This window comes from Micromonospora sp. ATLC16 (genome assembly GCF_057196645.1).
Map to the genome: position 1 here is coordinate 17,890 of NZ_JBXUOW010000031.1, position 11,532 is coordinate 29,421.

General features: G+C 70.3%; 12 protein-coding genes and 1 pseudogene. 4 read left to right on the top strand and 9 right to left on the bottom strand.

Annotation, left to right across the window (positions count from 1 at the left end; genetic code table 11):
- Window positions 1-13 precede the first annotated feature (13 nt).
- Window positions 14-886, top strand: a complete 873-nt coding sequence (locus AC2CHE_RS15160) for an aldo/keto reductase family oxidoreductase (protein WP_484505535.1) — start codon at window positions 14-16, stop codon at window positions 884-886.
- A gap of 66 nt (window positions 887-952) precedes the next feature.
- On the opposite strand, the pseudogene AC2CHE_RS15165 reads toward AC2CHE_RS15160, so the two are convergent.
- From AC2CHE_RS15165 to AC2CHE_RS15180, 4 genes and pseudogenes are all read right to left on the bottom strand, one after another.
- Window positions 953-1,135: pseudogene (locus AC2CHE_RS15165) on the bottom strand (VOC family protein); the annotation flags it as partial.
- Window positions 1,136-1,467: 332 nt separating this feature from the next.
- Window positions 1,468-2,346 (bottom strand): RNA polymerase sigma-70 factor, encoded by an 879-nt coding sequence (locus AC2CHE_RS15170; protein ID WP_484505536.1) that lies wholly within the window; start codon window positions 2,344-2,346, stop codon window positions 1,468-1,470.
- Window positions 2,343-2,933, bottom strand: a complete 591-nt coding sequence (locus tag AC2CHE_RS15175; protein ID WP_484505537.1) for a carboxymuconolactone decarboxylase family protein — start codon at window positions 2,931-2,933, stop codon at window positions 2,343-2,345. Before AC2CHE_RS15175 ends, AC2CHE_RS15170 begins: the two co-directional genes overlap by 4 nt.
- A gap of 371 nt (window positions 2,934-3,304) precedes the next feature.
- Window positions 3,305-3,562 (bottom strand): hypothetical protein, encoded by a 258-nt coding sequence (locus tag AC2CHE_RS15180; RefSeq protein ID WP_484505538.1) that lies wholly within the window; start codon window positions 3,560-3,562, stop codon window positions 3,305-3,307.
- 317 nt (window positions 3,563-3,879) lie between these two features.
- Between AC2CHE_RS15180 and AC2CHE_RS15185 the strand changes: the two genes are divergently transcribed.
- Both AC2CHE_RS15185 and AC2CHE_RS15190 read left to right on the top strand, forming a co-directional pair.
- Window positions 3,880-5,034 (top strand): helix-turn-helix domain-containing protein, encoded by a 1,155-nt coding sequence (locus AC2CHE_RS15185; protein ID WP_484505539.1) that lies wholly within the window; start codon window positions 3,880-3,882, stop codon window positions 5,032-5,034.
- Window positions 5,035-5,044: 10 nt separating this feature from the next.
- Window positions 5,045-5,581, top strand: coding sequence for a GNAT family N-acetyltransferase (locus tag AC2CHE_RS15190; protein ID WP_484505540.1), 537 nt, complete (start codon window positions 5,045-5,047; stop codon window positions 5,579-5,581).
- A 59-nt stretch (window positions 5,582-5,640) separates the two neighbouring features.
- Here the strand turns inward: AC2CHE_RS15190 and AC2CHE_RS15195 are convergent, their stop codons facing one another.
- The 5 genes from AC2CHE_RS15195 to AC2CHE_RS15215 form a co-directional block, all read right to left on the bottom strand.
- Window positions 5,641-6,015, bottom strand: a complete 375-nt coding sequence (locus AC2CHE_RS15195; protein ID WP_484505541.1) for a type II toxin-antitoxin system VapC family toxin — start codon at window positions 6,013-6,015, stop codon at window positions 5,641-5,643.
- Entirely contained in the window at window positions 6,012-6,266 is a 255-nt protein-coding gene (locus AC2CHE_RS15200) for a type II toxin-antitoxin system Phd/YefM family antitoxin (RefSeq protein ID WP_484505542.1), read from the bottom strand. Before AC2CHE_RS15200 ends, AC2CHE_RS15195 begins: the two co-directional genes overlap by 4 nt.
- A 73-nt stretch (window positions 6,267-6,339) precedes the next feature.
- A complete protein-coding gene (locus AC2CHE_RS15205) occupies window positions 6,340-7,530 on the bottom strand; it encodes a sensor histidine kinase (protein ID WP_484505543.1) in 1,191 nt (396 codons plus the stop codon).
- Window positions 7,527-8,195: a response regulator transcription factor gene (locus AC2CHE_RS15210; RefSeq protein ID WP_484505544.1), complete on the bottom strand. Its 669-nt coding sequence runs from the start codon at window positions 8,193-8,195 to the stop codon at window positions 7,527-7,529. Before AC2CHE_RS15210 ends, AC2CHE_RS15205 begins: the two co-directional genes overlap by 4 nt.
- A 98-nt stretch (window positions 8,196-8,293) precedes the next feature.
- Window positions 8,294-9,592 carry an outer membrane protein assembly factor BamB family protein gene (locus AC2CHE_RS15215; RefSeq protein ID WP_484505545.1) on the bottom strand — a complete coding sequence of 433 codons (1,299 nt, stop codon included), beginning with the start codon at window positions 9,590-9,592 and terminating at the stop codon, window positions 8,294-8,296.
- Between the two features lie 76 nt (window positions 9,593-9,668).
- Here AC2CHE_RS15215 and AC2CHE_RS15220 point away from each other — a divergent pair, with 76 nt between their 5' ends.
- Entirely contained in the window at window positions 9,669-11,513 is a 1,845-nt protein-coding gene (locus AC2CHE_RS15220; RefSeq protein ID WP_484505573.1) for a hypothetical protein, read from the top strand.
- The last annotated feature ends 19 nt before the right edge of the window (window positions 11,514-11,532 follow it).

Sequence of the window (11,532 nt, forward strand, 5' to 3'; positions counted from 1 at the left end):
AGAGGGTCCCACCATGAGCACCCCTACTCCTTCCCTTCCCGGCGGCACCTGGATGCTCGGGGATCGGACCGTCACCCGGTTCGGGTACGGCGTCATGCAACTCGCCGGCCCCTGGGTGATGGGGCCGCCCGCCGACCGCGACGGGGCACTGGCCGTGTTGCGCGAAGCTGTCGACCGGGGCATCACCCACATCGACACGAGCGACGCCTACGGGCCGCACGTCACCAACGAGCTGATCCGCGAAGCACTGCACCCCTACCCCGAGTCGTTGCTCATCGCCACCAAGGTGGGGGCGAACCGCGACGCACAGGGCGGCTGGCCGACGGCCCGCCGTCCCGAGGACCTGCGCCGGCAGGTCCACGACAACCTGCGCTCCCTCGGGGTCGACACCCTCGATCTGGTCAACATGCGCATGGGTGACGCCGAAGGCACCCAGCCCGGCTCGATCACCGAGGCGTTCGAGACCCTCGCCGCGCTCCAGCAGCAGGGCCTGATCCGTCACCTCGGGGTCAGCAACGTCACCGCCGAACAGGTCGTCGAGGCGCGGGCGGTCGCCCCGGTGGTGTGCGTGCAGAACATGTACAACCTCGCCCACCGCCACGACGACGACCTCGTCGAGCAGCTCGCCGCTGACGACATCGCCTACGTGCCGTTCTTCCCGCTCGGCGGCTTCTCGCCGGTGCAGTCCGAGGCGCTCTCGGCGGTAGCCGCCCGGCTGGGCTCGACCCCGATGTCCGTCGCCCTCGCCTGGCTGGTGCAACGCGCACCGAACATCCTGCTGATCCCCGGTACGTCCAAGGTGGCGCACCTGCGGGAGAACATCGTCGGCGCGGGGCTCTCACTGTCCGCCGAGGACGTCGTCGCCTTGGACGGCATCGGCCGCTGATCGGTACGCAGGACTGACATCGGAGCGGCGGCACCCCGCCGCTCCGATGTCCCGGCGTCGCTTCGCTCAGCCGTCCGTCACAGAGCCTTCCGCCGCCTGCCGGGCCGCCGCCTTCTCGGCGGCACTACGCAGTACGCAGAACTCGTTGTCCTCCGGGTCGGCGAGCACCACCCAACCGGCACCGGTCGGGCTGATGTGGTCGGCGACGTGCCGGGCTCCGATGCCGAGCAGCCGCTCGACCTCCTGCGCTCATGTCGTCCCTCGTGGTGTTCGCCACCGACGCCGCGGCCCTGTCGGCTACCGGCCGCCGAATCGCCGAGCCTGCGAGAGGCGCAACCCGGCTTGGCGGATCGGAGGCGGACTTACGGGCACGGACGTCGGGGCAGTCAGAACTGGCGTGACTGGTCCGCTGAGTTACGGGACAGCGATCCCGCTACAGGTGCCCCGCGAGGATGAGCGATCAGCCGGCAGAGCGGGGCGCGGACAGCATCATCGTGAACATCGACGCACCCCCTCTCCTTGATCGGGCTGACCCGGTGATCGTCGCACCAGCCACATCTGCCGCGCAACCCCGTGCCCACTCACCGTCGAAGCTCGGCTACCTCGCCCAACCGTTCGAGCTTGTGCGGGTTGCGGATCGCATAGATCCGAGTGATCCGGCCGTCCTCGATGACGAACGACACGGCCGTGTCGTTCTCGCCGCCGGGGTCGATGCGGGCCGCGATGCCGCCGTTGAGGTCGACGACGAAAGCCCTGGCGTCGTGCGCGACCTCGGCGAAGCGGGCCAGCACCGGGGCGATCTTGGCGGCACCACGGACCGGCTTCGGGATCGCCGGAGCCAGACCGCCCCCGTCGCCCACGACGAGCACGTCGGGAGCCAGCACCTTGAGCAGTCCGGGCACGTCGCCGGTGGTCAGGGCGGCGAGGAACCGCTCGACCACCTGCTCCTGCTCGCTGCGGCTCACCGTCATCCGGGGCCGACGCGCCGCCACGTGCTTGCGCGCCCGCGTCGCAATCTGTCGCACCGCCGACGGCGACTTGTCCAGCGCCACGGCGATCTCGTCGTACGGCACGTCGAAGACCTCGCGGAGCACGAAGACCACCCGCTCCGTCGGTAGCAGCGTCTCCAGCACCGCAAGCATGGCGATCGAGACGTTCTCCGCAAGCTCGATGTCCTCGGCGACGTCCGGCCTGGTCAGCACGGGCTCGGGCAGCCACTCGCCCACGTAATCCTCACGCTGGCGCGCGAGCGTGCGCATCCGGTTGAGGCAGAGCCGGGTCACGATCCGCACGAGGTACGCCCGAGGCCCCCGCACCTGGCCGCGCTCGGCGTCGGCCAGGGCTGCCCACCGCAGCCAGGTCTCCTGCACCACGTCCTCGGCGTCGGAGACCGAGCCGAGCATCTCGTAGGCGACAGTGAACAGCAGGCTGCGGTGGGCCACGAAGGGGTCTTCGCTCATGACGCGGACGCTACTCCCGGTCGCTCGGCCAGCGGCTTCAAGCCGCACGCGGAGGCGAAGCCGTCGGACTCGATACCGAGCGCCACGTTGCCCCGCGTGGTCATGTTGGCGAATGCGATCACCGAGGTGAGCTCCACCACCGCGGCAGCTCCCAGCTCGGCATGCAGCCGGTGCACCAGCTCGTCGGTCACTGTCGGTGGCGTCTGGCTCATCGCCTCGGCGTACTCCAGGACGTCCCGCTCCAGCGGAGTAAACACGTCCACCTCGCGCCACCGCGGGATCTCGCGTGCCTTCTCCACGTCGAGTCCCTTGTTGCGGGCCTCGAAGTAGTTTAAGTCCAGGCACCACGTGCAGCCGACGAGCGACGCGACCGCCATGTGGGCGAACGACTTCAAGCTCTCGTCGCAGGCGTTCCACTTCTGCAGCTTGCCGCCGAGGCCGAAGCTGCCGAACAGCACCTTGGGGTTGTGCCAGTAGACGCCCACCGCTGTCGGCACCTTGCCCAGCTTCTTCTCGATCATCCGCTTGATCAACGCTCCCTTGACGCCGGTGATCTCGGCCGGGGGGATGCGGGTCGAGGACTGCATGTCTCCTCCTGCGTCGGTAGCCGGTCCGACAGGTTGGTGGACCGCCATGACATGAAGACACCGGCCGGGCCACGGCTGTGACATCGCTGAGTCGCGTCACCGTCGCCGGCCTCGTAGCGGTCTGGGCGTTGCCGCCGGACCGGCGGACGGACTGCGTCCCTGCCTGCGCAGACATTCGGGCTCCGGGCAGACACACCGGAAGCGCAGCTCGTCGGTGGCCGGGCCGTACGCGCACAGCAGATGGCCACGTACCGTGCCGCAGGGCCACGCGTCGCCGCACCCCGCGCAGTCCCAGGAAGGGCGACCAAGGCGGTGTCGGTCCGGATGCGACGCGTCCGCCAACCGCCGCTTGTCACCAGGTTCGCCGCTGGTCATCGTGCGCCGGCCAGGCACGCCCTGACGGCCGCCACGAGGACGTAGGCCTCCCAGCAGTGATGGCGTCCGCAGTCGGGATGCCGGTGGTCGCAGGCGTGCGCGTGCGCCAGGACCAGCCCGCCGGCGACCTGCCGGCTCACCGCGACCACCGACACGAGGACGTCGCGCCCGGCGGCCTTATCCGGCTCCGGATACCACTCGCCGGCCAGCAGCAGCAGAACCTGACCGGGTGGCACCTCAAGGTCGGTCGGCATAACCGCACCCCCCACCTGTCGTCGGGAGGCTGCGGCGACCGTTCGCCACCGTCACAGACGGGGGAAGCCTGGTACGGCTGGCTGGTCACCGCAGCCCGAGGACTTCCGCAGCTACCCGCCTCGACCACGACGTCAGCGACCGGTAGCGCGTTCATCCCCTTCGGTTCCGGCCAGTCGGCGCGGACCTGAACGTAGGTTGCCGACTACCCTGCGTGTACGGAAAGGTGTGAGCAGTGGGCCCACAGCACGGCCAACGGGGTGGAGGTGCCGATGGAGGATTTCGGGGCGACCCTGAAACGGCACCGGCTGGCTTGTCGTTGCGCGGGCTGGGAGCGGCGACCCACATCGACTACTCGTATCTGTCCCAGGTGGAGCGGGGTGCCCGGAACCCGTCCCGGAAGCTGGCGCAGGCGTGCGACGACGCGCTCGGTCTGGGCAGCGCACTCGTACAGCTTTGGCAGCAGCAGGTAGGCGAGGCCGACATGCACCGGCGCAGGTTCCTCGCAATGGGTGCCCTGGCCGCCGCGCCGACTGTCGCCCCGATGGTCAATTTGGAAGCCCTCCGGCACGGTTTCACCACCGTCGCAGGGCACACCCACGAATGGGACCAGATCGTCGCTGGCTACGGCTACGACTACTACCGGCTCCCCGCCGACCTGCTGGAACGCCAGCTCACCGCCGACCTGACCGTTCTACAACATCAGCTCGCGGTGACCAATGGGCCCGAGCGAGCAGGGCTGCTGCGGGCCGCGTCGAAGTTATCGCTGGTCGTCGCGTTCGGGATAGTCGCCTCGGGGCAGGGTTGGGCGGCCAGCAGGTGGTGGCGGTCATCGCGCAGACTCGCCGAGGAATCCGGCGACCGGGACTCGGTTGTCGCAGGGTGGGCGTGGGATGTAGTGAACGGCTGCTACGACGGCCGTGATCCCGACAAGGTGGTGGAGCTGTCGGACCGAGCGATGCCGCTACTACCTGAACGGGCGTCGGCGGCGACATGCGGTCTGCTGGCCGGACGGGCGCAGGCGCTGTCGCTTGCTGGACGGCATGCGGAGGCGATCGCCACCGTCGAGCAACTGTCGCGCCTCGCGGAACAGCTGCCCACTTCGGTGATCAACGATGTTGGATCACTCTGGGGGTGGCCCGAGCACAGGCTGCATCACACGGCCTCGTGGGTGTACACGCACGCCGGTCGCGTCGTGGAGGCGGAGCGAGCACAGACCCGGGCACTCGCGTTGTATCCGCAGTCGCAGGCGCGACTCCGCGCCCAGGTGCAACTACACAAGGCCGCATGCTTGGTTAGGAACGGTGACATCCCCGACGGGCTGCGGTTGGCCGCCGACCTGCTCGATGGTTTGCCGGCCGAGCACCGCAACGAACTGCTGCTGACCGTGGCCAGGCAGGTGGCGGACGCCGTTCCGGCAGGTGAGCGGCGGCGGTCCGCGTACGGGGAGTTGACCGCCCGCGTCGGCGCATAGGCTGCCGGCCATGGCCATCGCCTACGCCCGGCACACCAGCCTCACCCCTGCCCTGGTGGACGTCCTGGCTCACCTGTACGGGCTGGTGTACGCCGAGCCACCCTACGAAGAGGGACCGGACGAGGTGGCCGGTTTCCGCGACGGTCTGCCCGAGCAGGCCAAACGCAAGGGCTTCACCCTGCACACCGCCCACCAGGATGATGCGTTGGCCGGAGCCGCGTACGGATGGACGATGCCGGCCGGGGCGTGGTGGCGCAACGCCGACCGGAATCCGCCCACCGACATCCACGCCGCCGACAAGCTCGCGGTCATGGAATGGATCGTCCATCCACGGTTCCGCCGCCGGGGCGTCGGTGCCGAGCTGATGCGACGCCTGCTCGACGGGCGGCGAGAGCCGGTCGCGACCCTGGCAGCCAACCCGGAGTCGCCCGCCCGAGGGATGTACGAGCGGGCCGGGTGGGTGCAGGTCGCGAGGTCGATGTTGCCGTGGGGCACGCCGATGGACGTGTTGGTGCTGCGGCTATCCGCCGACAGCCTCGACGGCTGACGCCTGCTCGGTGACCCCCGTGTCACCGACCACCGGAGCGGGCTCCAACGACGTCCCTGTCACACCTTGAGGAGATCGACGTCGTACATCGCTATCGACATGTCACGGGAGGCCAGCGTCAAGCCTTCGGCGGTCGCTTGCGCCACCAACATCCGATCGAAGGGGTCGCGGTGATGCAGTGGGAGACGGCCGGCGAGAATCGCGTGCCCGTGGGTCACCGCCAGTTCACGAAAGCCCATGTCCCGTACCCGCTCGGCGAGATCGGGCGGTCCGGCGAGTTTACCGGCCGCCTGCTTGATGGTGATCTCCCACAGGCTGACCGGAGACAGGAAGATGTCCGGGTCGTGGCGAAGCCGCTCAAGGAACTCCGCGTCAAGAGTGTCATCACCAACGATGGCCCACAGTGCGACGTGGGTGTCGAGCAGCAAGCTCATGCGCCGATACCGAAATCGGTGGCGATCGCCGCGTTGGTGTGGGGCGAGTCCCAGTCACCCGACAGATCCACCTGCCCCGCGAGGGAGCCGATCGCGGTGCGGTTGACCCGCCGCACCAACGGCACGACTTTCGCCACCGGCGTGCCCGCCCGGTCGATGATGACCTCCTCGCCGCGTTCCACCCGCTCGATGATGCGCGACAGATGGGTCTTGGCGTCATGCATGTTGTAGTGCACAGCGTCGGCCGACATGCCCACCTCCCGGGTTAGCTAGCACGTTAGTCTACCCTGCCCCTGCTGGGCCTTGGGCGGTACTCGCCGCGCCTCACCGGGCGGCTTCGGCAGCCGGCAGGGTGACGGTCACCTCCAGGCCGCCGCCGGGCTGCGCGACGGCGGTCACCGTCCCGCGGTGCGCGCCGCAGACCGCCCGCACGATGGACAGGCCGAGGCCCGATCCGCGCGCCCCGGTCCGCTCCCGGCCGCCCCGCCGGAAGGGCTCGAACAACCCCGGCACGTCGGCCGGGTCGACCTCGAAGCCGGTGTTGCCGACCACCAGCCACGATCGTTGCCCGTCCGAGCCGGTACGCACCCAGAGCCGGCCGTGCAGGTGGTTGTAGCGGACCGCGTTCTCGATCAGGTTGCCGGCCAGCCGGTCCAGCAGCCCGGGATCACCCACCACCGGCGCCGGCTCCAGCGACGTCTGGACCGCCAGCTTGATCCGCTCCACCTCCCGACGTACGGCGGAGAGCGCGTTGACGGTGCCGGCGGCCAGGTCGAACTCGCTGCGCCGGCCGAGCCGCTGGCCGGCCTGCGCCTCGCTACGCGCCAGCACCAGCAACGCGTCGACAAGCCCGTTGGCGCGTTCGGAGGCGTCGCGGACCACTGTCGCCATTCGGCGGTACTCGGCCGCGTCCGCCTCGTCGTCGCTGAGCGTCACGTCGATCTCGGTACGCATCACCGCCAGCGGCGTACGCAACTCGTGCGAGGCGTTGGCGACGAACCGTTTCTGCGCCTCGAAGGCGGCGGCGATGCGGTCCAGCATGGCGTCGAACGTGTCGGCCAACTCGGCCACCTCGTCGTTCGCCCCGGAGTAGCCGATCCGCTGGTCCAGCGTGGTCTCGCCGAGCCGGCGCGCGGTGGCGGTGACCTGGTGCAGCGGACGCAACGCGCGCCCGGCGACCGCGTACGCCCCGACCACGCCGACGATGCCGATCGCCAGCAGCGCGGCCAGCCCCTTGGCCAGCAGCTCCCCGGAGGCCGAGTCGACGAGCCGCTGCTGCCACGCGGCGGCCTCCAGGATGCTCCCGTCGGCGAGCACCACCGTGGTGCCGGGCAGCAGCTCGTCGGTGGGACGCAGCGCGTCGCGCACCAGCAGCCAGGCCAGCAACACCAGGATCGCGCCGGCACCGACCAGCAGCACGCCGTTGAGCAGGGTCAGCCGCAGCCGCAGGGTGGGGCGCAGCCGCAGGGAGGGTCGTCGCGGCACGGGTAGCCGGCGGCGCTCGGTGCCCGTCACACCACCACCTCGGCCGTCCGGTAGCCAGCACCGACCACGGTCTCGATCAACGGTGGATCACCAAGCTTGCGGCGCAGCGTCATCACGGTGACCCGGACGATCGTGGTGAAGGGGTCGGTGTTGGCGTCCCAGACGCGTTCGAGCAGTTCCTCGCTGGAGACCACCGCACCCTGGGCCTTGAGCAGCTCGCAGAGGACGCCGAATTCCTTGTTGGTCAGCTCCACCGGCACTCCGCCCCGGGTGGTGGTACGGCGGGCCGGGTCGACCACCAGATCGGCGATTTCCAGCACCGGCGGGGCCGCCGGAGTGGCCCGTCGGCCCAGCGCCTGCACCCGGGCGACCAGTTCGTCGAAGGCGAACGGCTTGGGCAGGTAGTCGTCGGCACCGAGTTGCAGGCCCTCGACCCGGTCGGCGACCGTGCCGCTGGCGGTCAACATCAGCACCCGGGTCAGTTCGCCGGACGCGGCCAGCTCCGCGCAGATCTGATCGCCGTGCCGGCCGGGCAGGTCACGGTCGAGCACCACCACGTCGTACCGGGTCACGAAGGCCATCTCGTGGCCGCTGTCGCCGTCGTACGCGACGTCCACCGCCATGCCCCGTTTGCGTAGCCCCCGCGCTATCGCGTCGGCGAGGTTGCGCTCGTCCTCGACCACCAGTACCCGCATGCCCGCCCCTTTCCGCCCCCCGACCACCGACCACCGACCACCGACCACCGACCACCGACAACGTAACGCCGCCGGCCAAGCCGACCGTGACGGGACTGTCAGTCGGGCAGTTGCCAGATGCCGTAGCCGCTGTCGGATCGGCGGCAGGCGACGAGGTCGTACCGGCTCTGGCAGTCACCGCCGGCTTCGCGCAGCAGATCGATCCGGCGGGCCGGTGCGCCCGTCGGGTCGAGCCGGGCCAGCATCAGTCCCACCCCGGCCACCGGGCGCACCGCGAGCACCTGCGGGGCGTACTCGTAGCGGGCGACCATGTTCCACGACCCGTGCTCGGTCACCGTCGCACCGGTGTCCAGGTCGAGGGTGAGCATCTCGCTGCCGTTGCTGGCCACCGCCAGGGCGTTACCGTCGTCGACCAGCACGATGGCGAGATCGTCGTCGCTGCTCCAACGCACCGCCCCGGAGGCCGGGTCGAGGACCTGCAATCCGCCGCCGGCCAACCCGGCGCAGAGCAGTGGCCCGCAGCCGGCGACGTAGGTCGCCGTCGGCAAGGTCACCTGCCAGCGCTGGAGCAGTCCGTCCGCGGTGAGCGCGGTGACGGTGTTGGAGTTGCGCACCACCGTCACCAGATCGCCGGCCACCCACGCCTGCTGGTAGCTGCTCGAATGGTCGGCGGGCGGGGGTCGGCGGTGCCGCACGATTCCGGTCATCGGGTCGATCACCTGAACCTCGCCGTCGATCGTGGCCACCACGATGGAGTCGAGCGCTCCGTCTTCCCGCTGCCAGTGGTCGACACTGGCCGCCGACAAGGTGATGGACCACAGTTCGTCGGCGGCCGCTAGATCGATCATCCGTAGTACGTTCGGCTCGCTGTCGCTGAACGTGCGCAACAGCGCCCGGTCGGGCATCTCCAGGATGACGATACCGGGCACCCGCCAACGCTCCGCGCCGGTGCGCGCGTCCAATCGCACGGTCTGGCTGGCGCCGGTGTCCTGCCGAGCCATGACGACCAGCAGCCCGGCGTCGGCGACCGGCTGCACCCGGTAGACCCGGTTGCCCGACGGCACGGGTACGCGCCACAGCGGCGTCAACCGCTGCGGTGCGACGGTGGGACGGTCGGGCCGTGGGTAGGCGAGCAGTTCCTGGCTACCGTCGGTGACCCCGGGTATCGGGATGACAGTGAAGATCTGATCGGCGGCGATGAACAGATCGCTGTTCAGGGCGGCGGGCACGATCGCGTGGATCCGCCGGGCCGGCGGTGCGCCGCCAGCCAGCGTCAGCAGCGCGACAAGAGCCACCACCACGACCGCCACCTTGCGGCCACCCGGCCCGGGGCGGCGGCGCTGTGCTGGCGGCGGATCGGTCGGCTCGGTCAGCTCACCGAGGTCGATCAACGTCACGCCTGTCCTCCCCTGACACACACCAGACGCGCGGCGGGCGGGCGGGGTTCCGCCTGTACGATGGCCCGTCGTGGCCGTGCCGGTGGTGAATCCCTCGCTGAACCCCGTCTCCGAGACCGTCGAGACGCGATCAACGACAATCCGTCCCCGGCGGCGGCCGACCCGCGCCGACGTGCTGGCCATCGGAGCCTACGTGCTGCTCGGCGTCGTCGTCTGTCTGAACTACTGGGTGGACGTGAACAACCGGGTCTCCTCACACCTGCCCACCGACCACAGCTGGTTCGAGTGGCTCTTCGCGCACGGTGCGTACTCGGTGCAGCACCTGGAGAATCCCCTCTTCACCGCCCGGCAGAACGCCCCGGACGGGGTGAACATGATGGCCAACACGTCGCTGCTCGGGGTGACCCTGCCGCTGGCCCCACTGACCATGCTGCTCGGCCCGCAGGTGATGTACGCGCTCTACCTGGGTGGGGCGTTGGCCGCGACCGCGGGCACGTCGTACTGGATGCTGTCGCGGCATCTGGTGCGCTCCCGGGCGGCGGCCTTCGTCGGCGGCGCGTTCCTCGGTTTCGCTCCCGGCATCGTGCACCACGCCAACGGCCAGCCCAACTTCGTCTCCAACTTCCTGCTGCCGCTGATCGTGGTGCGGGTGTTCCGGTTGGTCGAGCCGGGCCGGTGGCGGCGCAACGGGCTGGTGCTGGGACTGCTGGTGGCGTACCAGATCTTCGTCAACGAGGAGATGCTGCTGCTCACGGCGCTGGCCTGCCTGGTCGTCGTGATCGCGTACGCGGCGATGCGTCCGCTCGTGGCGTGGGCACGGGCCGGCACGTTCGCGGCCGGGCTCGGCCTCGGCGGTGCGGTGGCGCTGCTGTTGACCGCCTACCCGGTCTGGTTCCAGTTCAACGGTGCGCAGTCCTACCGGGGGCTTCAGGGCGGGGTGTTCCACAGTTGGGGCGAGGACGTCGCCGCCTTCGTCACCTTCCCCCGCGACACCATCGCCGGTGACGAGGCGGTGGAGGCGACCATCGGGATGACGGAACAGAACACCTGGTTCGGCTGGCCGCTGGTGCTGCTGTCGGTGGCGGCGCTGGCCCTGCTGGTGCGCCGCTCGCTGGTGGCCCGGATCCTGGCAGTGCTGGTGGTGCTCTTCTCGGTCGCCGGACTCGGCCCGGAGATCCGGTTCGACGGCGAACTGACCGGCATCGCCGGCCCGTGGTCGTACATTCCGGAGGATCTGCCGCTTGTCGAGATGATGATGCCGACCCGGCTGACCCTGGTGACCACCGCCGCGCTCGGCGTACTGCTGGCGCTGGCCTGGGACGCGGTGGCCGGCAGCCACCGGCCGCTGGTGCCGGTTCCGCGCGCTCCGGAGGGGGTGGCCCCCACCCGGCGGCGTCCCCGCTGGCAGCACGTCGTCGGGTACGCCGCGATCATCCTCGCTGTCCTGCCGCTGCTGCCCCGGCCGCTACCGGCCGAGCCGGTCGAACCGCCGCCGGCCTTCATCACCTCCGGCGCCTGGCGGCCGTACGTGCCGGACGGTCGCACGCTGGTGCCGGTGCCCATCCCGAGCAACGTGCACGGCCTGTCCACACTGCGGTGGAGCGCGTTGACCGGGCACGAGTTCCCGATCCCGGCCGGCTACTTCATCGGCCCCAACCAGGACGGCGAGGGCGTCTTCGGCGCACCGAACCGGCCCACCAGCACCCTCATCTACCAGACGATGGACGCCGGTGAGCTGCCCGAGATCAGCGACGAGAACCGCCGGCAGGCGGTGGAGGATCTGCGCTTCTGGCGGGCGTCGGTGGTGGTGCTCGGCGCGCATCCCCGCGAGCCGGTGCTGCGGGAACTGCTGACCGCGCTGCTCGGCGACCCGCAGCGCGTCGACGACGTCTGGCTCTGGGACGTGCGCGACCTCGTGTGACACGACCGACTGGTCGTCG

Bases quoted from the DNA above. Each gene is read 5' to 3' on its own strand.
- AC2CHE_RS15160 (WP_484505535.1), top strand. From the start codon at position 14: ATGAGCACCCCTACTCCTTCCCTTCCCGGCGGCACCTGGATGCTCGGG.
- AC2CHE_RS15170 (WP_484505536.1), bottom strand. From the start codon at position 2,346: ATGAGCGAAGACCCCTTCGTGGCCCACCGCAGCCTGCTGTTCACTGTC.
- AC2CHE_RS15175 (WP_484505537.1), bottom strand. From the start codon at position 2,933: ATGCAGTCCTCGACCCGCATCCCCCCGGCCGAGATCACCGGCGTCAAG.
- AC2CHE_RS15180 (WP_484505538.1), bottom strand. From the start codon at position 3,562: ATGCCGACCGACCTTGAGGTGCCACCCGGTCAGGTTCTGCTGCTGCTG.
- AC2CHE_RS15190 (WP_484505540.1), top strand. From the start codon at position 5,045: ATGGCCATCGCCTACGCCCGGCACACCAGCCTCACCCCTGCCCTGGTG.
- AC2CHE_RS15195 (WP_484505541.1), bottom strand. From the start codon at position 6,015: ATGAGCTTGCTGCTCGACACCCACGTCGCACTGTGGGCCATCGTTGGT.
- AC2CHE_RS15200 (WP_484505542.1), bottom strand. From the start codon at position 6,266: ATGTCGGCCGACGCTGTGCACTACAACATGCATGACGCCAAGACCCAT.
- AC2CHE_RS15210 (WP_484505544.1), bottom strand. From the start codon at position 8,195: ATGCGGGTACTGGTGGTCGAGGACGAGCGCAACCTCGCCGACGCGATA.